Origin of the sequence: Yoonia sp. SS1-5 (assembly GCF_038443705.2) — a bacterium.
GTDB lineage: Bacteria > Pseudomonadota > Alphaproteobacteria > Rhodobacterales > Rhodobacteraceae > Yoonia > Yoonia rhodophyticola.
On sequence record NZ_CP151767.2, the window covers coordinates 2,220,978 to 2,243,489 of the forward strand.

Below are 22,512 nucleotides of genomic sequence, written 5' to 3' on the forward strand. Positions count from 1 at the left end.
GTAAAGAACGGCGCGCCCGGCAGGGAGGTACGATCACAAGGCACAAAGCGTTTGACGAAATGCCTGACGCATCACGCTTTATGCGATCAGGTCATCATCGCCAAATCCGAACACGCCGATCAATGTCACGCTCCCCTCTGACGCGCCGGTCAGGGTGATCTCGGTTCCGTGGATGGTATCGGCGAATGCAATATCCGAATCTTCAAGGTCGATGAATGCGAGCGTGTCCTGCCTGGCGTTGAAATCCTCGATCACGTCATCGCCAAAACTGCCCGCAAAGATGAACGTATCCGCACCGCGACCACCAAACAGCGTGTCGTCGCCTTCGCCACCGGTCACATTATCCCGGCCCCGACCACCAAAGATCAGATCGTCGCCGTCACCCCCGAACAGCGCATCAGCGCCGCGCCCGCCGAACAGATGGTCATCGCCATCGCCGCCATCGACGCTGTCGCGCCCGCGGCCTGCGAAGATCAGATCATCCCCATTTCCACCCGACAGGGTATCCCGGCCGCGCAGGCCAAGGATAATATCATCACCACCTTCGCCCGTCAGAACATTGGCCCGTCTGTCACCAACAAGGAACAAATCATCCGCCTGTTCCAAGAGGAACGTGGCGACGACGGGTTCGTGATCCGACGCGAAATCAGCGAAGTCGTTGTTGACATGCACAACATCGACCTGCGCGCCGTCCAACAGGTTATCGGTGACAAAAACGTGGTCCAGAACCTGGCTGTTGCCCTGAAATACAAACGTGTAGGCCTCGTCACCCGGAAGCGCGTCGATCAGGTTCGTCAGAACCTTTTCATCCCCCGTACCGGGCAGATCCTCGGCCAGTTCGTCGGTGAACTCAAAGGTGTTGAGATCGCCCAGAACAGACACATTGGCATCGGGGTCAGCCGCCAGCAGCGCGTCGACAACCTGATTGATGGCCAGCGCCTGTTGTTCGCGTGCGTCTTCGCCCGCCTGCAGGAAAGGCTGCTCTGCCCCAAAGATCGGCGTCGACCCAAACCGCGACGAGAAGTGATTGTTGATCAACGTCACATCATGGCCGTTGAATTCGAACACACCCAATAGCGGATCACGGGAGCCCGCGAATGCATCCGCGTTGCTGACCCCGTATTCGGCGAGAATATCGGATTCCAGCGTCTGCACGTCCTTGAGCGCAACCCGATCTGCATTCCAAAGAAACGCATTGCGGATGTTGCCCCCCGGTACGCCCCCGTTTTCGCCGTCTTCATCGACAACAGCGCTGACAAACTCGTAACGCGGACCGCCGGCAGCGACGATGGCATCGGCGATAGCTTGCAATGTGGCATCAGCACCAAGCGTGCCATCATCTGCAACACCGCTGTCATCCTGAATTTCCTGCAGCGCCAGAATATCCGGCGTACCCAGATTTTCGACAATTTGCAGGGCCAGTTGCGCGATTTGATCAGCATCGCCATCAGCCTCGGCCGCCGTCACGTTCAGGACGTTGTAGGTCGCGACGCTTAGCCTGTCGTCCCCGCCAACGACTTCGGTGATTTCAGCGACATTTGCGCTTGGGGTCTCGACCGCGAACAGCTCTGTCACCCTGACCTCGTAGTTGCCAAAGCCGTAGTCGATCACGCCGGTGATGTTTGAAAGGTCATCGCCCAGATTGATATCCGCCGGGTCAAACCCGTCAGGCAGCAAATCTGCATCAAACTGAATCTGAATACGTTCCGGGTTCAGGTCACCCAGCCCATCCGCATCGGCGTTCAGGTTCAGGCCACCCCGGTCATTCAGCCCCCCGTTGGGCGAGGTGACATTAGCACCGTCATCGGCCACAACCCAGGTTTCGCCAAATCGGTTCGTGGCAGAAATCGCGACCGGATTATAGACCGTCGCCAACATACCCTCGAGGCTTTCGTAAAAATCAATCGCGTCGGTTTCGGGGTTGAAAACGCCCGGATCGTCTTGAAGGTTAACAGGCAATTCGCCATCCGAAATGACGATTTCGCTGGGTGGATTGCGCCCCGCGGCACCAATCAGCACCGCGTCCGGCAGGGCATTGCCACTGCTTAGCACGTCGATCTCGACATTGCTTAGCTGTGTTGTCGACAGATTGCCGCTTGCCGCACCGCCGGGGATGAATTCACCGACCGTACCCTGAAGCCGGACCGCATCCCCGATTGCGACGCCATCCGTATTGCCGAAACCGGTAAAGACAAAGATCGCGTCAGAGGTGGCCGTGTCGCCATCCCCCTCTGGGTCCTGCACATAGAAACCAGCCCCATCAATGGCCGTTACGATGCCTGACGTGATCACATCATCGCCAACAAAGGCCGAGATATGCCCTGCCCCCTGAATTTCCGGAATTGTCAGGGTCGGCGTGGCGGGAATGATATCGTAGACAATTGTGCTGCCTGATATCTCATAGGCAACCGCGATTTGTGCATTGCCGCTTGTGCTGTCTTCTGCCGGGATAAAGGCAATCGTCTCGGGGCCGTGGCGGGCCACGTCACCCGCTGCGGTGGTATCGACAAAGGCCGGTGGAATGTAGTTCACGAATGTGGAATTGGCCGGGTCGCTGATGTCATAAATCATGATCCCGCTGTCGCGCTCTAACCCGATAAAGGCGTATGTTGCGTCGCCGACCTCGCCGATGATGATGGCTTCCGGCTCTGGGCCTTTTGCGTCAGACCGGTCTTCGCCATCGTCGCCATCATCATCGTTAAACCGCTCGGGCGCGCGGCTGGCAATGATCTGTTCAAACTGGGGGCCGGAATCGAACACAAGATTGCCCGCCGCATCAAAGATCGAGAATGATCGCGACGAGAATGTGTGCAGCACATCAATATCGCCATCCCCGTCCGTGTCGCCATCGACGGTCGACACCTCCAGCCGTTCCAGCCCGGTGATGTCAACGGCAGGGTCAAGCAGGCCATCTGCGGCCAGGTCCGCGACCCGATCTTCGTCAAAGTCGCGGCTATCGCCTTCGTTTGCGGTGGCGATATATGTCTGGCCATTCAGTTCGAAAGCGGCAATTGCGTCGGCCATCCGAAACCCGACAAGATTGTCAAAATTGGTGATATTGACGACCCCGTTGTCATCAGCGTCGATCTTGCTTTCGCTGCTGAAATCAACCGTCCCCAATGAGAAGATGTCAACAATCGCCCCGCTGGTCAGGTCAATCGTCGCAATCGCGTTACTTTCCTGCAGCGACACAAAGGCCTGGGTGCCATCGGGACTGATGGCGATATATTCAGGCTCTACATCCTCGGCCAGACTGACGCCCTGCTGAATGCGGATACCGGCGTCGCGGGCGCGATCCTCCAGCCCGTTGAACTGCGTGAAATCAAGGATAGTGGCGGCGGGGGCTGCCGGATTTGTCGTGTCGATGATGGCAACCGTCCCAAGCGGGTTGTCGTCGCTTTCGGTATCAGCGTTCTTTTCGCCCTCACCCGCGACAAGCAATTGGCTGCCATCCGCGTTGAATGTCAGCTGATCAGGCAGATTGCCCACATCGACAGTCGACAGTAGCGCCCCGGTCGCCGCATCAAATAGCGCGACAAACCCGGGTTGCGACAGTTCCACCGTTTCGCCAAACAGGTCCCGCGTGATATTCGGACGCGAAATGGCAACCGCGACAACACCATTGCTGACCGCGACGGATTGCACACTGTCAAACCCGTCAAGCGCGCTCAGATCAATCGACCCTGCTTGCGCATTGGCCGCGATGTCAAAAATGTCGATACGGTCGCGCGCCCCGTTGGTGACGTATAGTTTGCCATCCTCGTGCACGACCACTTCCGATGCGCCCTCGGCATCATCGGGCGCTTCACCTTCGCCCTGAAATTCCGCAGCGATTGCAAAACCAAGGCTTTCGGTTGCAACCGGCGCGCCTGCATCATTTTCGGGCAATGCAAGGTTCCGAACGCGCGGGTCATCCTGCCCTGCCAGATCGGAGGTCTGCATCGTCTGTTGTTCATTCGTCATTATCCTGGTCCCCACCATAGTCATCTTATAGGGCGCACACGCGCCGCAGCCGTAAAATCACAGCATCATGCAACAGCTTCACGACGGCCCATCCCGACGCAACTGCACATGTCCTGAACAGAATTGAAAATCGAGACCAACCGCCGCGCGATACGGCGATGGGCAATGCGAAAACTGCGTTTTTGTGAAATCCTATGGATCACGCGCACCTACATTGATGGATCAGTGATCCATCTCTCTCGACCAACAAAAATCGCACCCGGCGGCCGCTGCCACAGTCTGTTTGAAACCATTCGCGGCCAGCAAAAGCCTTGTTTGCCGCCCCCATACCGTTTCGCGCATCTGTGCCGGTTGCGAAAATGCGCAACTGCAAGCAGTCGGGTCACCCAGCCCGATACCTTTGACAGTACAGCCGCGCATTTTTGTTGCAATAGATTGCCGAGCACTTTCGGTGCGAGACGCTACGTCAATCAGCCGCGATACGGCCTGGAGGCACGGACGGCGCTGGCCCTTCATCATCATGCGCAAAACAAAAAGGGCCGCGTATGATCACGCAGCCCTTTCAATGTGAGTGGTCGTAAATTTGGGAGGGTCGTTCAGTGGGTCGTCAACGGTAAAAATTCATCAGCCTTTGGCGAGCGCCTCAAGCATCCGTTTGATTGCCATCATGCCCGGATCATCCAGTCCGATGGATTTATCGGCGTATACCCGGGCCCGCCCGATCTTGTTCGGCTTGTCCCGGAATGTGTCCAGCGTGGTATCAGCCGCGGCTTGCGCAGCCGTCAGCATGGCGGCGGGATCCTGCATGCCATCCAAGGCGGTGATGATCGCGTCCATGACATCAAGCATCGTCTTGTCGCCCAGATTGGCGCCACCCCGTGCGATCATCGCCTCTTGTGCCGCAGCCAGAAGCGCCGGCACCTGGGCCCATTCAACCGCCTCCTGCCCCTTGACGGACTTGCCCGCAGCCATCAGTGCGGTTGCCATCAGGGTACCAAAGCTTGATCCGGACACCGCCGTCACGCTTTTGGCGGCTGCAAACAGGGCCTTGCCAAGGTCGGCGGGCAGTTCATCGGTGATCCCCGAAAGGTTGTTGAACCCGTTGATCAACGTGACCCCAAGATCCCCGTCGCCCAACTGCCCGTCAAGTTCGTTCATCTCGGCCCCGATAGGGTCCACATGCGCATGGATGCGTGTGATCGCCGTCTTCAGGCTGTCTGTCGTAAGCGTCATTCTCATACCTTCCAGAAAGGGCAGTTTGCTGGCGCCTTCATCAGCTTTTCAAGCTGATCGTCCAGATGCAGGATCGACAGCGACGCACCGGCCATTTCCATGGAGGTCGCATAGTTGCCGATCATGTGCAGGGCCAATTCGGCACCGGCCTCGTCCAACCGGGCTTTGGCGCGTCGGAAGACCAGATACAACTCTTCGACAGGTGTCGCGCCCAAACCATTGACCAGCAGGGCCACGCGGTCACCCTTGCTCACCGGTTTGTCGGCCAGCAGCATATCCATCATTTCGTCGATGATCGCGTCGACCGGGCGAAGCTTGCCGCGGCGGACACCGGGCTCGCCATGAATACCCATGCCGATTTCCATTTCGTCATCCGCAATCTCAAATGTCGGACGGCCAGCCTGCGGCACCGTGCATGATGACAATGCCACCCCAACAGACCGGACATTGTCCGCCGCCGATTGGGCCAGTGCAGCAACTTCCTGCAGGGAATGACCCGCCGCCGCCGCCGCGCCCGCAACTTTCGTCACCAGAACAAAGCCCGCAACACCGCGACGCTTTTCAGCCTCATCCGGGCCGGCAGCCGCAACATCGTCGGATACGATGACCTTGGCGGTTTCGATATCGTCCATCTCGGCCATTTCGCAGGCCATGTCGAAATTCATCCGGTCGCCGCCGTAGTTGCCGACAACACATAGAACACCCTTGCCGGTATTCGCGAATTCGATTGATCCCAGCATCGGGTTCATATCGGGCGATGCAAACACGTCGCCCACAGCGCAGGCGTCAAGCAATCCATCACCAACATAGCCCGCGAAAACGGGAATGTGCCCAAAGCCACCACCGGATACGACCCCGACCTTGCCATCAACCGCATCGGGACGGCGCAGAATGCGACCTGTCGGACCATCAATCTTGTAATGCTCCGGATGCGCAAGCGCCATGCCTGCCAGCACTTCGTCAACGTAATTCGCGGCCTCATTAATGAGCTTTTTCAAGTGACGTTCCTCCCCCCGCAAACGCCTAAGCGTTTTGCATTGCAATATATCAGTTTTCTATTGTGAAATATGCTTCCAAGATCAACCTGTCAATGAAGATGTCATGGAGTCGCCCGTTCAATTGCGCTAGGCAGGCTGTTAAGCATCAAGAAACGGGCGGGCTGGCTATATGGTTCGGGAACTACAAAGCTCTATTGTCGAGAAAAGCGTCACTGTCGTGGATCTATTGGCCAAAACCTCGGGGCGTCTGACCCAAAGCGAGATTGCGGCCACAACCGGATTCAACAAAAGCTCGACCCATCGCATTCTATCGATTCTCATGGGCCAGGATCTGGTGACCTACGATGAAAGGGACCGCAGCTATTCGGTTGGCCCAAAGCTGATCAGCTGGGCCCGCGCCGCATGGGAGAAGATGGACCTGAGCCTGATTGAAGATCAGGATCTTGCGGAACTCAGCGAAGAAACGGGCATGAATGTCGCCGTTTCAGTGCTGAGTGAACATACGGTCACATTCATCAAGACACGCATCCCCCATCCTTACAGACTGGCCGTCAAGACGGGCGGGCAGTCCGAGCTGCACAATACCGCCGCCGGAAAGGTGTTTCTGGCACATATGACAACAGAGGCCGTGGATACGTTCTTTGCGCAGGCCGAATTGGAAAAGTTCACCGAGACCACGCTGACAACGCCAGACGCGTTGCGCGCCGATATGGCGGATATCCGTGAACGTGGCTACGCGATATCGGATCGCGAGGAGTTCTATCAGGTCGTCGGCCTTGCAGCGCCCATACTGGACTATGATCAGCGGATCCTGGCGGCGCTTAGCATCTGGATACCTTTGCGGGTCGCCTCATTCGAGGAACTCTTGGACCAGTCCGGCAAGCTTGTTGGAATGGCCGACCGAATATCGGCACGCTTCGGGCAGATGACCTGAGAGATATACCCGCACGGCGCGCTGATTTGCCCTTGGCAAATCTCAAAGAGTCATGCATTGTGAAATTCGGGTATTGCAATGCAACACTTCGCGGATGTGATTCCCGCCCCACCGACGGCTCGTTCCAGCGACAGAGAGATGTTGATGACCGCAAACAAGGCCATACCCGAAGAAATCCATTGGCACCGGACGGCGCCACCGCCCCCGGATTGCAGCCCCCTTGAGGGCACCATCAAAACAGATGTGGCGATTATTGGCGCCGGGCTGACGGGGTTGCGCACAGCCGTGACACTGGCCGAGGCTGGTACACAGACAATCGTGATGGACGCGCAGAGCATCGGCTTTGGCGCATCAGGGCGAAGTGGCGGGCAATGCAACCCGATCTGGCGCGCCACCCCCGATGACCTGAACAAACGCTTTGGAAATGCGCAGGCCGAACGCCTTGTTCAGACAACCCTGACATCCGCTGATGATCTGTTCGACGATATCAGGCGCTACGAGATTGATTGCGAAGCCGAGCAGAATGGCTGGCTTCAGACGGCGCATACCCGTTCTGCCGCAAAGGGTATCGCAAAGCTGGGCGAAAGCTGGCGCGCCGTGGGCGCAGATATCGAAGAGATTTCAGGCCCGGAACTGCACGCAAAATCCGGCTCCCCCGAATACAGTTTCGGACTAAGGCACGCCAAGGGCGGCTTTGTGCAGCCCATGGCCCTGACCCGCGGATATGCAAAGGTTGCGCAGGCCCATGGCGCGCAACTATTTGAAAAGACCCCCGCTACAAGCATTGAAAAGAAGGATGGCAAGTGGCATCTGCGCACCCCCAATGGGGAGGTTATCGCGGATACTGTGATCCTGACGACAAATGCCTATACCGACAAACTGTGGCCCGGATTGCAGCAAACCGTGCTGCCGATGGTCAGTGTGGCGCTGGCAACAGCCCCGTTGACTGCGGCGCAGCAGGCCAGCGTGCTGCCGGGGCGGATGACCATATCCGATACACGTCTCGCTATTTATTTTGCCCGCTATGACGCCGGTAACCGTCTGATCTTTGGCTGTGTCGGCAGCGGCGACAGCCCGCGGGATTGGGGTGGCGTCGGCCGCCTGCGCACCGGGTTGCGCACCGTGTTCCCGCAGATCGCCGATATCGACATCGAATGCTCATGGGCCGGACGTATCGGGGTCACCCAGGAAATGATGCCGCATCTTCACGAACCGGCCCCCGGCGTGTTGGCCGGGGTCGGCTTTAGTGGTCGCGGGATTGCGATGACGTCTGTTATGGGCCGCACATTGGCCCGCAAGGTGCTGGGCGGTGCAAATTCCGACCTGGCCTTCCCGGTCACCCCCATCAAACCCATGCCGCTATACGCCCTATCGCGGGCCTTTGTGCCTTTGATGGCGCCAGCCATGTCAACCCACGACCACGCAAGCGTTATTCTGGATCGCGGCTTTCGTCGGTCAAACCCAGAAAGAGCCGATCAATGAAATTCGTAAACTTCTCCGACCTCAAAACAGAGCCCTTCAAGAAGGAATTTGCCGAGGACATTATCGACGGAAGCCCCGAGCAGAATGTCTGGAGCCATTTTGTCGGCGCCGACGGCACCTTCAAATCGGGAATGTGGGACAGCACTGCGGGGGTGTTTCGCGGCCCCATGAACGACCAGATCGAATTCTGCCACATCCTTGAGGGCGAGGCCCGGATCGAGATCGCCGATGGCACATCATATGTGGTCAAGCCTGGCGACGCGTTTGTCATGGATAACGGGCTGCAGCCGGTCTGGCATGTCGATAAATACGTGCGAAAGCACTACGTGATCGTGTCTGTCGAAAACAGCTGATCGGCGTCGCCGCTGGCCACGGCCAGTGCGCGGACACCGCAAAATGGGCTGCCGCGTGATCAAACGCGGCAGCCCATTTTTGTTGGCTTATTCGGCTTTGTGCTGGTTGAACATGTCAACGACGATGTCCCAGCCTTCGCCATTGCGCTGCAGCACAAAGAGATACGTACCCTCGGCCTGCGCACCGGCCTTTTCAACGTCCAGATCGTAGCGCCCGATCATGACGGCCTGGGTGCCGTCATCAGACACGAAAAGCTCATCAAAGCTGTGGGTCAGAAAGCCCTCGTTCTGGATGATAAAGCCAAATGTCCCGCGTGGCACATCGAGGCCGGCGACCGGTGGCGTATCCGGCGCGATCCACAGTGGCGTATCGTTGTAGAGCGCCACAAACGCATCCAGATCATAGTCGCGGATGATTTCGTTATAGCGGTCATTATAAGCTGTCAGCTCGTTCTCGATCTCTGCCTTTTCGACAGCGAAGGAAGGGAATGCCACCAGTGTGGCGAGGGCAAAGCCCATCAGGGAGGAAGCCAAGCGCATCGTCTTGTCCTTTCAGTTTTTCAGATTTTGGGGTTTGATTTAGGTTTAGATGTCTTCGGGACGCAGGAAAATGACTTCGCGGGTCACCTGCCAGCGGTCGTTTTCAAAGATCAGATCAATGCTGAGCGTCAGATCCATATTGACGCCGCTCAGGTCGTTTTTGCGCGACAACAAGACATGTGCGGTATCACCGGCAACATCAATGCTGTGATATTTCGCCCAGGTGTTCATCGGCGGATCGCCCGCCGCACCCTTGGATGCAAACAGCGCTTTGAACGCGGCCTTGTCAGCGGTGTTCAGGTTGTGATCGGTGTCGATCATCACCACGTGAAGACTGTCGTGATAGATCTTCTCCAGCACGTCTACATCATATGTCGTGGCGGTCTGGATAAGGTTGTCAATTGCCTGACGCACCTCGGTTTGTTGTGGGGTATCAAGTGCCATTTTTCTGTCCTTTCAGGCGTGTTCAGGCGGCAAGCGTGCCGCGAATGGGGTAGTTGTTTTCCGGATTGCGAATGAAACGCAGACCGCCAAGCAGGGTCTTGAGGTCCGGGCGGGCGAAGGGCGCATTCGAGATGTCGGTGACCTGCACCTGACCATCTGCATTCACCACGAAAATGCCGGGTTCCGCGAAGGGTTTGTCTGTCTCTTGGGGCGAACGCGGCTCGGAGACATAAAGCCCCAGCGCATGCATCTGTGCGATGCTCAGATCATAGCCGACGGGGAAATTTGGCGTGACGGCTGCCATCTGATCCTGGGCTTTGGCCTTTGGGTCGGCAGACACGGCCACCACGTCCACGCCCAGCGCATGAAATTCGGGCAGCAGCGTTGTCAGCTCCTTCAGATAGCTGGTGCACATCGGGCAATGCTTGCCCCGATAGACAACAACCATTTGCCAGTCGCGCCCGTCGCGTGGCTGTCCAAGCGCAATTGATTCGCCGTCGAGACCGGGGACAACGATGTCCGGAAATGCCGCGCCGGCAGGGATTTTCTGTGCAGTCATGAGATGCTCCTTGCATTTTGTTATGATCGTTATAAAATACATCACAACGACCAAGTCAAGGATTTTGTAATGAACGTCACAAAAAAAGCTGGCCGGCCGAAAAAGTTCGACCGCGATGAGGCATTACTCAAGGCGATTGGTGTCTTCTGGAAGCAAGGCTATGAAGGGGCTTCGATGAAGCTTCTGACGGATGGCATGGGAATTAACAGCCCCAGCCTGTATGCCGCGTTCGGCGACAAGCACGCGCTTTATCTCGAGGCGATTGACCGCTACGCCCAGAACGATGCCTGCGCGCCCCTCGTGGCGCTGGAAACGGAGCCGGATATCAAAAAGGCCGTTCGTGCTTTCTTTGAGGCCGCGATTGACTATTCGACCCATCATGAAAGTGGGGCAAAGGGGTGCTTTCTGGCCTCTTGCGTGGCCACCAGTGCAGGACATATCGAAGGCACGGCAGAGTTGCTGCGCGATGCAATCGAAGCGACCGACACAGGTATCGCGGCCCGTTTTGATATCGAGAAGGCCCGCGGGACGCTACCGCCAGACTTCCCGTCTTCAGATCAGGCGAAGCTGCTGTTTGACCTGCGCCAGGGTCTGGTCTTTCGCGCACGCGCCGGGTTCGGTGAAGACGCGCTGCGCGCCGATATCGGCAAAGCCGTCAACGCGGTCCTGGCCCCGGCCATCGCCCAGACCTGAACCGCGCTGCTTATTTCGCCCGACGAGGTGCGTTAGACAAACTTTACACCGTTTTCATTCATCGGCAGCGATGCGATATGCAGACCACTGGCCACAGAAATTGCATTGGCCAATGCGGGGGCAGCAGGTGGTGTTCCGGGTTCGCCGACCCCGCTGGGGGCTTCCGTCGAGGGCATGATATGCACGTCGATTGCCCCGATATCACCGATACGCAGCGGTTCGTAATCAGGAAAATTGTACTGATCGACCGCCCCGCCTGACAACGTGATCTGATCCCGCATGTTATGCCCGATCCCGTAGCCGATTGCCCCCTCCATCTGTGCCTTGATCACATCGGGGTTGACCGCAATGCCGCAATCCACCGCGCAGGTAACCTTCTCGATCCGGATGCCCTCGCTGGCATTGCCGGAAATCTCGACCACCTCTGCGACATAGCTGCCAAAGGATTTGTGCACCGCAATACCTTGCGCGTTTCCGGACGCAGGCGCCCCCCATCCGGCCTTTTCCGCAGCCAGCCTGAGAACGCCAGCCATGCGGGCCTGGTCCGCGCCGTCCTGCAGATATTGCAGCCGGTAGTCCACCGGGTCCTGCCCGGCAGCCTTGGCGGCCTTGTCCATCATCACTTCCATCACATAGGCCGTGTGCGTGTGCCCGACGGCCCGCCACCACAGGGTGCTTGTGGCCTTCTCGGTATCGGTCAGGCCAAAGAAGGTGGCCGGTATGCGATATGGGCTGTCTGCGGCCCCTTCAACAGAGCTGTGATCAACACCGTCCTTCACAATCGCCGCCTCGAATGGCGTTCCCTTCATGATGGATTGGCCGGCAATCCGGTGATCCCAGCCGACGATCTGCCCGGCAGCATCCAATCCAACGCGCACCCTATGCCCAAAGGCCGGGCGGTAATAGCCACTGCGCAGATCATCCTCGCGCGACCAGACCAGTTTCACCGGGCGGCTGCGATCCGTCATGACAAAGGCCAGCGCCGCTTCGACCTGATAATCCGCATCCGGGGTGGCGCGTCTGCCAAAGGATCCCCCTGCCAGCATCGTCTTGATCTGGATCTTTTCCATCGGAAGTTCGAAAATCTGCGCCAGCGCCATATGCGGACCTGTCGGCATTTGCGCGCCATCATGCAGGATGATCCCACCATCATCACTCGCTGCAATGGTGCAGTTCAGCGGCTCCATCGGCGCGTGCGCGAGCAGTGGGAAATAGAATGTCTCTTCAATCACCTGTTCGGCCCCGTCAATCGCGGCCTGCGTGACTGACTGATCGGTCTGTTGCACGTTGTAGGTTGGTGCGGCCTCCAATGCGGCCATGATTTCGGCCTTGATCTCGTCCGAGCCACGGGTTTCGGCAGCCGACAAATCCCATTCAACCGTGATCGCATCCCGGGCCTGCATCGCAGCCCATGTATTTTCCGCATAGACCGCAACACCGGCCTTGTTGGGCAGAATGGCCGCCCGAATAAAACCGGTGACATCTTTGGCAGCACTGTCGTCAAAACCGGTCGCAAGGCCGCCGCGTTGTTCAGGGCGGGCGATCATGGCGACCATCTGGTTTGGCAGGTGCAGATCCATCGCAAACATCGCCGATCCATTGACCTTGATCGGGCTGTCCAGACGACGCGTGTCAGGATTGCCGATCAGCCGGAATTCCGACGGGTCTTTCAAAGTCGGCGCCTCGGGCGGGGTGACAAGGGCCGCAGCTTCGACGAACTCGCCCAAAGGCGCAGATTGATCTGCCCCGATCACAACACCGTCCTCGATGCGCAGGGAAGACGGATCAACGGCCCAACTGTCGGCAGCAGCGGTCAGGATCATCTCGCGCGCGGCTGCTCCGGCTGTCCGGTATTGCATGAAGGAATTGGCCATCGCGGTTGAGCCGCCGGTCCCCTGAAACCCGCCAAAGAACAGGTTGGCGTAAATCTCGGGGTTCGAGGGCGCAAATTCATAGGCGATCTGATCCATGCGCAGGCCGATTTCCTCGGCGATCAGTGTCGACAGGCCGGTGGCCGGGCCCTGCCCCATTTCGAAATGCTTGATCATCGCCGTGACAGTGCCATCAGCCCCGATTTTGACGAAGGGGTTCAGCATCGGATCCGGCGATCCGGTAGCGGCAATCGCCCCATCGGGCCGGACGCCAACAAGCAGGATTGCCCCGGCAGAGGCGGCGGTTTTCAGAAAATTGCGGCGTGATGTTGTCAGGGTCATCTTAAGCCTCCAGAATTTCTGCGGCGCGCTGGATGCCCGCCCGGATACGTTGATAGGTCGCGCAGCGACAGGCGTTGCCATACATGTAGCTGTCAATTTCATCCGCCGTGGGCTTGGGGTTTTCCGATAGCAGCCCCACCGCCGACATGATCTGCCCGGACTGGCAATACCCGCATTGGACAACGTCCAACTCGACCCAAGCCTGCTGTACCGCCGCCCCTATCGTGTTGTCCTGCATGGCTTCGATTGTGGTGATCTCGGCGCCATCCACGTCCTCGATATAGGTCTGGCAGGATCGCACGGGCGCCCCATCGACATGCACTGTGCATGCGCCGCACGATGCCACGCCACATCCGAATTTCGTGCCCGTCATTTGCAGCTCGTCACGGATCACCCATAATAGCGGCGTGCCTGCGTCTGACTGAACCTCGCGGTCCTTTCCGTTCAATTTCAGTGAATATGCCATGGTCGTCATGCTCCCATTGTTATGTCTGCGCACAACTTAAGATAGCGCGGTTTCACGATGCGACCATGCGCGAAAACCGATTGCTCAAGGCACTGCCGATATGTTGGACCGCGACAGCCTGCCGCGCAAAAAACTGCCGCTAGGTCAAGACAGGCCTGACAAGCGCAGCCCAAATTGCTATCAAGTCACCAGAATCATGACGGAGAGATGATGATGGAGCATTTTGGGATCCCGCAACTACGATCGTAGGCCGGCCCTGAAATGGTGGCCACGTGCCACTTAATTCCATCATTTTTATTTCTTTTGCCCGTTGGAGGGCACCATGTTTCGCAAATTCGAAAACCTCGTCAATCCTTTCCCCGTCCTGTCGCATGACACACCGCCTGCGACTTTGTGGGCCTATATCCGCACCCAGCTGAAACCATTTCACCGGTATCTGCCCTGGATGGCCCTGACCGGCTTTCTGGTCGCGCTTATGGAAAGTGGCCTGATCTTTTATTCAGGCCGCCTGATCGACCTGATGAACCAGACCGGCCCTGCGGTCTTTTGGCAGACACACAGGGTCGAGGTGATCCTGATCGTGCTGTTTGTCCTGTTTTTCAGGCCATTGCTGATCACGTTCAACCACCTGTTTCTGGAACAGACCCTTGCATCCAACATGCAGGAACAAGCCCGCTGGCGCGCGCACCGACACCTGTTGGGTCAGTCGTCGTCATTCTTTCAGAATGATTTTGCGGGCCGGTTAAGCAATCGGGTCATGCAGATCGGCCCGGCCATCGAAGACAGCACATATATGGCATTCGAGGGCATCTGGTTTTCGGTGACCTACATTATCGGGGCGATCCTTATTCTTAGCCAGATCGACTGGCGTTTGGGACTGCCCCTGACACTCTGGCTGGTGGTTTATATTCTGTATGTCCGCCGGATTGCTGTGCGCGTCGCATCGGCATCGGAAAAATGGTCAGATGCACGGTCACTGGTGACGGGCCGGATCGTTGACGCCTATGCAAATATCGAGACGGTCAAGCTGTTCTCGCATGGCAATCGGGAAGAGGCATATGCCTTGTCTGCCCTGCGCCGGCTACGGCTGCGCTTTCAGCGCTTTCTGCGGCTGATGACCGAACTTGCCTTTGGCCTGAACGCCATCAACGGGATGCTGATGGTTGGCGTTGTGGGCCCTGCCGTGTGGCTCTGGACCCAAGGAATCGTCACCGTTGGCGAGGTCGCCGCCGCATCGGCGCTGACCATCCGGCTGAACGGGATGAGTGGCTGGATCATGTGGGTCACGATCCGCCTGTTCGAGCATGCCGGCGTGATCCGCGAAGGGCTCCGCTCGATTGCGAAGCCGCAGAATGTGGTGGATGCGGCAGATGCAGCCCCCTTGGTAGTGCGCGACGCGCAGATCGAAATCCAGGGCCTGACCCACCATTATGGCAAGGGTCACGGCGGTCTGGACAACGTATCTCTGACGATCCCCGCCGGACAAAAGGTTGGCCTGATCGGCCGGTCGGGTGCGGGCAAGTCAAGTCTGGTGAACCTGTTGCTGCGCTTTCGCGATGCTGAAAAGGGCCAGATCCTGATTGATGGGCAATCGGTTGGCGACGTCAGTCAGGACAGCCTGCGCAGCCAGATCGGCATGGTCACGCAGGACAGTTCGCTGCTGCACCGGTCCGTGCGCGCAAACGTCCTTTATGGCAACCCGACCGCCACCGAGGCCGAGATGATCACCGCCGCCAAACGGGCCGAAGCGCATGAGTTCATTCAGGAACTGCGCGATCCCGAGGGCCGGTCGGGCTATGATGCGCAAGTTGGTGAACGTGGGGTCAAACTGTCGGGTGGTCAACGTCAGCGGATCGCCATTGCCCGTGTCATCCTGAAAGATGCGCCGATCCTGATACTGGACGAGGCCACATCCGCGCTTGATAGCGAGGTCGAAGCCGCCATCCAGAAAACCCTGTATGGTGTGATGGAGGGCAAGACCGTCATTGCCATTGCGCACCGGCTGTCCACGATCGCGCAGATGGATCGGATTGTCGTTCTCGATCAGGGCAAGGTCGTCGAAGACGGCACGCATGCCGACCTGCTGGCACAAGAGGGGCTTTATGCGCAGCTATGGTCGCGCCAATCAGGCGGGTTTTTGGACACAACCGATTGATCCATCCTGGCTGTGGCGATCCGGCAATCACGCCGGGTCGCCTAACGCGGCCTTGAAAGAAGTTGCCCAAAAACTGAACAAGTGTTCTTTTTTAGCCGCCAATTCGTGCAAAAATGTGCTGACGGGGTTGGTCCCGGTGCAGGCTTCGTGATTGCATAGGCACGGATGATTTTTCATCCCAAGACAGGTATCAAGACGCAAATGGACCAACCCTCCCCCTCATTCAGCCGCACCCTGTCCGCACGGGTGGCCCGCATTTACCCCGATCTGGACGCCGATATTCTCGCCAGCAAGATCATTGATGCGTTCTGGCCCGAGGGGACACATCGCCGCAAACGCGGCCGGACGCCCAGCAACGCCCTGTGGTCGCAGTCAGATGCGCTGTTGATCACCTACGGCAATTCCCTGATCGACGGGATGCATAAGCCGCTGGATCTGATGAACGACTTTCTTCGCCGGTATCTGCGCGGATCGCTGAACGGCGTGCATATTCTGCCGTTTTTTCCGTTTACCTCTGACGATGGATTTGCGGTTTCGGATTTCCGCGCGGTCAATCCGCAATTGGGCGACTGGCCGGACATCAACCGCATCGCGGATGAATTCAAACTGATGTCCGATCTGGTGCTGAACCATGTCTCAAGTCAGGGCAACTGGTTCAACGCCTACCGGCAGGGGCAGCCGCCTTATGACAAGTTCTTTTTCGAGGCCTCGCCTGACGATGACCTCAGCATGGTGGTCCGCCCCCGGACCACCCCGCTCTTGCGCGAGGTTGAAACGATCAATGGCCCTCGTCACGTCTGGTGCACGTTCAGCCATGATCAGATTGATGTTGATTTCCGCAATCCCGAGGTGCTGCTTGAATTCCTGCGGATCATCCGCCTGCATGTCGATAACGGGGTCGAAATTATTCGGCTGGATGCGGTCGCATTTGTCTGGAAGGAAGTTGGATCGCCCTCAATCCACCTGCGCCAGACCCATGAAATCGTCAAGCTGCTCCGCCTGCTGTGCGATTTTGCCCAGGAACCAATCATCCTGCTGACCGAAACCAATGTGCCGAAAGCCGAGAACCTCAGTTATTTCGGCAACCGGGACGAAGCCCATGTCATCTACAACTTTCCCCTGCCGCCTCTGATCCTGCACGCGATGATGTCCGGCACCGCCAAACACCTCGCGAAATGGCAGCGCGCAATGCCACCTGCGCCGCTGGGATGCGCCTATCTGAATTTCACGGCCAGCCATGACGGGATCGGCATGCGCCCGGCCGAGGGCCTGTTATCGCCTGATGATCAGGCAGCTGTCATTGCAACGGTTAAGGATGTCGGCGGATTGGTATCCATGCGCGCCCTGCCTGACGGCGGCGAGGCACCGTATGAGCTGAATACAACCTTCTTTGCCGCGATGAGCCAGACCTTCGCCGGCCCCGATGCCTATCATATCCCCCGTTTCATTTGCTCGCAGACCATCGTGATGTCGCTCGAGGGTATTCCGGCGTTCTACATCCACTCCCTTCTTGCCACGCCAAACGACCATGACAGCGTCGAAAAGCGCGGCATGAACAGGGCGATCAACCGGCACCGGTGGGATTACCCGACGCTCCGCACGCTTTTGGATGACCCGGGCAGTCCGCAATCATCCGTGATGAACGCCCTGCGTGATCTGTTGCGCATTCGCAAGGCGCAACCGGCCTTTCACCCCAATGCCACCCAATTTACCGTGCGCACCGGCGATGAACGCGTCTTTGCCTTATGGCGGCAAAGCCTTGATCGCCGCCAGTCCATCTTTGCCCTGCACAATGTCAGCGCAGAAGAGGTCATAATTCCGGTGGTCAGCCTGAACCTGATCGCGGATGAACATTGGGCTGATTTGCTATCTGACGATCAGGGCTGGTCAGAAGACGATGACATTGTTCTGGCGCCCTACCAATGCCGCTGGATCAGCAACATGCCAGGGTAGTCGCCCCTTACGCAAATTCTTCGGCATCGGCCGCCGCCGCCTTTTGCATATCCTGCATGAATGACGGATCGGCCGCGTGGACGCGGTTCCATGTGGGAATGAACGGCGTTTCGTGCGGGTTCTCCAGAAAGAACTGACCGGCGCGCATGATGTTGTTTGCAAACAGCTCGATAGATGCCTCCTCGGAGTGCCGGTCAATTGTCAGCCCGTTCATCTTGGCGTCGCTGTAATAGGCTTCGAGCAAATCAAGCGCGCTGCGGTAATAGGTGGCTTTGAGGGTTCGGAAGACGTTGTTGGTAAAGACCGTCCCATCCGCTGCCAGCTTGCGAAAGATCGCCTTGCAGATATCCGTCGACATCCGGTTCAGACCAGTTTGCGCATCCTCGGGGCTAAGCGTCTGGTGCTTGTGGTCATAGGCATCCGCGATCTCGACCTGACACACGGCCTTTGGGGCCAGATTGCGCCAGGCCTCTGACAGAACCCCGATTTCCAGCCCCCAATCAGAGGGGATCCGCAGGTCCGGCAGGATATTGGTACGCATCGCAAATTCGCCCGATAGCGGATACCTGAAACTGCGCAGATAATCGAGATAGTCGCGATCCCCCACCACACGTTTCAGCGCAATCAAGAGCGGGCTGACCAGCAGCCGGGTCACTCGCCCGTTCAACTGCGCGCCGCCGATCCGGGCATAATACCCCTTGGCCACCTGATAGGGGAATGTCGGGTTGGCCACGGGATAGATCAGCCGCGCCAGCATCTCGTTGGTATAGGTGAGGATATCACAATCATGGATCGCCATCACCGCGCTGTCCTGGCAGCCAATCAGGTATCCCAGCGAGGACCAGACATTCTTGCCCTTCCCCTGTTCGCTGGGCGCCAACCCCATATCCACCAGCCGGGCCTCAAGCGTTTTCATCCGCGGGCTGTCATTCCAGATAACGATATGGTTCTGCCCCAGCTCGGAAAAGAACGCCTTTGCATGGCGAAACTGGGCTTCATCCGCCCGGTCCAGACCGATGATAATGCGATGCAGATAGGTGACCTTGGCCAGCTCTGCCAGAATGTTCGGCATCGCCTCTGTTTCCAGCTCGGAATAAAGACAGGGCAGGATCAATGACATCTTGCGGGTCTGTGCGAAGGTTTCCAACTCGTAGGTCATCTCGGCATGAGATCGCGTGCGCAGATTATGCAGGGTCGCAATGTTTCCGTTCTGGTGAAAATCAACCATGATTGTCCGTTCCTGTCTGTATCTCTAATTCTGCCAGTAAGCCGCGCATCGCTGTATTCCAGCCGCGCGGGCCCGTTTCGATGGTGCGGCGGATGCGGCCCTCGGCCTCGCCCCGCAAAGGGGGAAGTGGCGGGCGATGCGGGTTTGCAACCACGATACCGATATCTGCCGTTTCCAGCATCTCGATATCATTGGGCGCATCGCCCAGTGCGATAGTGCGATGCGGTTTGTACTGCGCGATGACCGCCGCCATTTGGTCCGCCTTTGTCTTGCCGAAAGACAGGGTCAGAAAACGGCCACCCTCCCGGCCCTGGATATCATGCGCAGCCAGCGTCTTCAGAAAACGACTATGGGCTGTCGTGTCGCCCGTCCAAAGGCCCGGCTCTGAATGGCGCCGGTCCTTTGCTTGGGCTGCCGCCGCCGCCGCAAGCCCCGTTATATCCTGCACCTCAGCCACGCTCATATCGCCAAAGCCGCGAAACCCTGCGCGCAGATCATCTGGCAATTTGTCAAGGACGGCACGAATTTCATCATATGGCGATGACCCAGCATTGTCAGACATCGCCGACAGCAGGCCAGCCCCGTTTTCGACAATGGCCGGCCAATCCCCCAACCCCATATCGGCCTGCAAAACGCCGATCTCGGCCGCCGTTTTGCTGCTGGCCAGAATGACACCTGCACCACAATCACTCAACGCTTGCAACGCGGGCCGCGCAGCGGACCAATCATAGGTATCATGATCAAGCAATGTCCCGTCCAGATCGCTGAAAACAAGAAGAGGGGGACGTTTCTGCATGGCCCCAGTGTCCTGCGCCTGCGGGTCGGCTGCAAGGCCGAAAATCAAATACGGATCAAGGATGTTTTAACTTCGAACAATTATGGAATTGGCGAGCTTCAAACAGGATCCGGCATGAACAGACTTTCGATTTCGCACCGCATTACGCTTGGCTTTGCATTGCTGACATTGATGGTGCTGATGATGGGTGTCGTCGCCTATTATTCAGTCAACGCACTTGGCGGCGGCTATGAAAGATACCGCAACAAGACCGGCCAGATGTCGTTTATTCAAGCACTTGCTGCGGATTTGTCCAAGGCACGGCTGGTCGAATCGCAATATCGCGTGTCACCCACAGACGAAAAGGCTGCCATCGTCGCGGATCGCATTGCCACGTTGATCGCGGACATCAATATCGCGCGAGACAACAATGCAGACGATGCGGCAATTCAGACTTTCCTGACCGATATGACCGCCCTGACCGATAGTTATGCCAGCAGTTTCCAAAACCTGGTCAGTCAGGACAAGGATCTCAATATCAAGATTGATGCTTTGGAAGCGGCCGTTGCCGAAGCGATGCAAGAACTACGGACGGTGCTCGACGGTACCGCACAAGGTGGCAATACCGAGGTGACAAATCTGACGGCCAAGGCGCAGGAGCGTCTGCTTCTGGCCGAGATTTATGCCGAAAAGCTGACTTTTACCGACAATCCCGAATATGCCGCGTTGATGAAAGAGAATATCCAACAATCCGTAGCCCACCTTGCCGATGTGAAAGCCCGCCTTGCCGATGGAAATGCGGCAAGCCGGCCAACCGCGATCGAGGGCGTGGTTGAGACGGCTATCGGAATGGTCGCTGCAATCGAAGACCGGTTGGACGCAATCAGCAGCAGCGTCGCCGAACGGGTCGCGTTGAAGGATGGCATCTTGCGCACCATCGGTCCGGACATCCAGTCGCGGTTGGATGATTGGGCGCAAAACGTGGTCAACCGCCAGGGTGTGCTTGGCGCGCAAGGTCAGCAACTTGTCGACCGGGCATCAATCATGACGCCGGTCCTCAGCGGCGTGATTCTGTTGGTTTCGTTGCTGACAGCGCTGTTTATCACGCGATGGGTCACGTCCCCCTTGCGCCGTTTGACCCAGACGACCGGCGAACTGGCAAACGGGAACACAGATGTTCAAATTGATGGAACGTCGGAAAATCACGAAATCGGCAAGATGGCGCAGGCATTGGAGGTGTTCCGCGTTGCACAAATCGAGCGCGACAAGGGCGTGGCCGAACGCGAGAAACATCGTGATGAGCAGGCAAAGGTCTTTGCCGCAATCTCGCAAGGGTTGAAGGCATTGGCAGCCGGCCAGCTGGACGCCCGGATCAATGAAAATGTCAGTGCAGAATATCAGGCCCTATGTGATGATTTCAACAATGCGCTGGCGCAATTGGAAAGAACCATGGCCGGCGTCATCGAGGCCGCCCTGACAATCGAGGCAAGCGCCAATGGGGTCAGCAATGCCTCGACCGACTTGTCGCGGCGAACCGAAAATCAGGCAGCAACGCTTGAGCAGACCGCCGCCGCACTAGACCAGTTGACGGCCAGTGTCAGGTCATCGGCTGATCGCGCAGCAGAGGTCGCATCAACCGTGGACGCGACCCGAACCGAAGCAAAAGGCAGCGGCGCGGTCGTGGGCGAGGCCGTCAAGGCGATGGGACAGATCGAAGCATCCTCCCAGCAAATCTCGCAGATCACCGAGGTGATCTCTGACATTTCGTTCCAGACCAATCTGCTGGCATTGAATGCCGGGGTGGAAGCTGCCCGCGCAGGCGATGCCGGTCGGGGTTTTGCGGTGGTCGCCTCGGAAGTGCGCGCATTGGCGCAACGGTCGTCGCAAGCGGCCAGTGAGGTATCTGACCTGATATCGACCAGTTCGACACATGTGCGCGAGGGGACCAAACTTGTGAACAGTGCGGGTGAGGCGCTTGTGGCCTTTGTTGATAAGGTTGATCAAATTTCGCAATTTATCAGCGAAATTGCATCGCACACGGCCGAGCAGGCTTCGGGCATCTCGGAAATCAATGTTGGCGTGAACGAGCTGGACAAGGTGACCCAACAAAATGCCGCTATGGTGGAATCCTCCAACCAGCAGGGTCAGGCGCTGGTACATGAAGCCGCGCAGCTGGACAAATTGGTCAAGGCGTTCAAATTGACCGCAGGAATCGTCCAGTCACCGCAAAACGTAACTATGGCGTCGACGGCGAAACCGTTGGATGCCCGCATGCTCGCTAACGATCTGGCGGAAGATCAGGCCGACGCCCCGGCGACTTTTTCCACAGCGCGCCGGTCAGGCACAGCACAGGTTGTCGCTTTTGATGATGCAAAGCGGCCCCCAGAAGCACCCGCGCCAAAGGCAAAGGCCGTCGGTGACAGCAATATCTGGGAGGATTTTTAGCGGCGGGTGCTGCGTCGCCATAACCGGACGTTTGCGTGTCCGATGTTCCAATTGATCCCCGGCTGATCCTCGCACCCC

Annotated in this window: 17 protein-coding genes; 7 read left to right on the forward strand and 10 right to left on the reverse strand. The window is 57.9% G+C overall.

Annotated elements, in window-relative coordinates; genetic code table 11:
- Positions 1-78 precede the first annotated feature (78 nt).
- From AABB31_RS12575 to AABB31_RS12585, 3 genes are all read right to left on the reverse strand, one after another.
- A complete protein-coding gene (locus AABB31_RS12575; protein WP_373634814.1) occupies positions 79-3,963 on the reverse strand; it encodes a choice-of-anchor I family protein in 3,885 nt (1,294 codons plus the stop codon).
- Positions 3,964-4,587: 624 nt separating this feature from the next.
- Entirely contained in the window at positions 4,588-5,196 is a 609-nt protein-coding gene (locus AABB31_RS12580) for a dihydroxyacetone kinase subunit L (protein ID WP_342077798.1), read from the reverse strand.
- 2 nt (positions 5,197-5,198) lie between these two features.
- A complete protein-coding gene (locus AABB31_RS12585; protein ID WP_342077797.1) occupies positions 5,199-6,194 on the reverse strand; it encodes a dihydroxyacetone kinase subunit DhaK in 996 nt (331 codons plus the stop codon).
- Between the two features lie 169 nt (positions 6,195-6,363).
- Here AABB31_RS12585 and AABB31_RS12590 point away from each other — a divergent pair, with 169 nt between their 5' ends.
- From AABB31_RS12590 to AABB31_RS12600, 3 genes are all read left to right on the forward strand, one after another.
- Complete coding sequence (locus AABB31_RS12590; RefSeq protein ID WP_342077796.1) at positions 6,364-7,128, forward strand: IclR family transcriptional regulator; 765 nt, start codon at positions 6,364-6,366, stop codon at positions 7,126-7,128.
- 144 nt (positions 7,129-7,272) lie between these two features.
- Positions 7,273-8,610 carry an FAD-binding oxidoreductase gene (locus AABB31_RS12595; RefSeq protein ID WP_342077795.1) on the forward strand — a complete coding sequence of 446 codons (1,338 nt, stop codon included), beginning with the start codon at positions 7,273-7,275 and terminating at the stop codon, positions 8,608-8,610.
- The gene (locus AABB31_RS12600; protein ID WP_342077794.1) at positions 8,607-8,963 is read left to right on the forward strand and encodes a cupin domain-containing protein; all 357 of its coding nucleotides are present in this window, start codon (positions 8,607-8,609) and stop codon (positions 8,961-8,963) included. Before AABB31_RS12595 ends, AABB31_RS12600 begins: the two co-directional genes overlap by 4 nt.
- A gap of 87 nt (positions 8,964-9,050) precedes the next feature.
- On the opposite strand, the gene AABB31_RS12605 is transcribed toward AABB31_RS12600, so the two are convergent.
- The 3 genes from AABB31_RS12605 to AABB31_RS12615 are packed head-to-tail and all read right to left on the reverse strand — an operon-like array spanning position 9,051 to position 10,506.
- Positions 9,051-9,503: a nuclear transport factor 2 family protein gene (locus tag AABB31_RS12605; protein ID WP_342077793.1), complete on the reverse strand. Its 453-nt coding sequence runs from the start codon at positions 9,501-9,503 to the stop codon at positions 9,051-9,053.
- A 45-nt stretch (positions 9,504-9,548) separates the two neighbouring features.
- Positions 9,549-9,947: a nuclear transport factor 2 family protein gene (locus tag AABB31_RS12610; RefSeq protein WP_342077792.1), complete on the reverse strand. Its 399-nt coding sequence runs from the start codon at positions 9,945-9,947 to the stop codon at positions 9,549-9,551.
- A 22-nt stretch (positions 9,948-9,969) separates the two neighbouring features.
- Positions 9,970-10,506 (reverse strand): peroxiredoxin-like family protein, encoded by a 537-nt coding sequence (locus AABB31_RS12615; RefSeq protein WP_342077791.1) that lies wholly within the window; start codon positions 10,504-10,506, stop codon positions 9,970-9,972.
- 69 nt (positions 10,507-10,575) lie between these two features.
- On the opposite strand from AABB31_RS12615, the gene AABB31_RS12620 reads away from it, so the two are divergent.
- Positions 10,576-11,199 carry a TetR/AcrR family transcriptional regulator gene (locus AABB31_RS12620; protein ID WP_373634815.1) on the forward strand — a complete coding sequence of 208 codons (624 nt, stop codon included), beginning with the start codon at positions 10,576-10,578 and terminating at the stop codon, positions 11,197-11,199.
- Between the two features lie 32 nt (positions 11,200-11,231).
- Here the strand turns inward: AABB31_RS12620 and AABB31_RS12625 are convergent, their stop codons facing one another.
- Together AABB31_RS12625 and AABB31_RS12630 are read right to left on the reverse strand one after the other, a co-directional pair.
- Positions 11,232-13,412, reverse strand: coding sequence for a molybdopterin cofactor-binding domain-containing protein (locus tag AABB31_RS12625; RefSeq protein WP_342077788.1), 2,181 nt, complete (start codon positions 13,410-13,412; stop codon positions 11,232-11,234).
- A 1-nt stretch (position 13,413) separates the two neighbouring features.
- Entirely contained in the window at positions 13,414-13,878 is a 465-nt protein-coding gene (locus AABB31_RS12630) for a (2Fe-2S)-binding protein (protein WP_342077787.1), read from the reverse strand.
- Positions 13,879-14,200: 322 nt separating this feature from the next.
- Between AABB31_RS12630 and AABB31_RS12635 the strand changes: the two genes are divergently transcribed.
- Entirely contained in the window at positions 14,201-16,033 is a 1,833-nt protein-coding gene (locus AABB31_RS12635) for an ABC transporter ATP-binding protein (protein WP_342077786.1), read from the forward strand.
- 201 nt (positions 16,034-16,234) lie between these two features.
- Positions 16,235-17,986, forward strand: coding sequence for an alpha-amylase family glycosyl hydrolase (locus tag AABB31_RS12640; protein WP_373634817.1), 1,752 nt, complete (start codon positions 16,235-16,237; stop codon positions 17,984-17,986).
- Positions 17,987-17,993: 7 nt separating this feature from the next.
- On the opposite strand, the gene AABB31_RS12645 is transcribed toward AABB31_RS12640, so the two are convergent.
- Together AABB31_RS12645 and AABB31_RS12650 are read right to left on the reverse strand one after the other, a co-directional pair.
- Complete coding sequence (locus AABB31_RS12645) at positions 17,994-19,214, reverse strand: glycosyl transferase (protein ID WP_342077785.1); 1,221 nt, start codon at positions 19,212-19,214, stop codon at positions 17,994-17,996.
- Positions 19,207-20,010, reverse strand: coding sequence for an HAD-IIB family hydrolase (locus tag AABB31_RS12650; RefSeq protein WP_342077784.1), 804 nt, complete (start codon positions 20,008-20,010; stop codon positions 19,207-19,209). The genes AABB31_RS12645 and AABB31_RS12650 overlap by 8 nt, the downstream gene beginning before the upstream one ends.
- A 114-nt stretch (positions 20,011-20,124) precedes the next feature.
- Between AABB31_RS12650 and AABB31_RS12655 the strand changes: the two genes are divergently transcribed.
- A complete protein-coding gene (locus AABB31_RS12655) occupies positions 20,125-22,434 on the forward strand; it encodes a methyl-accepting chemotaxis protein (protein ID WP_342077783.1) in 2,310 nt (769 codons plus the stop codon).
- The last annotated feature ends 78 nt before the right edge of the window (positions 22,435-22,512 follow it).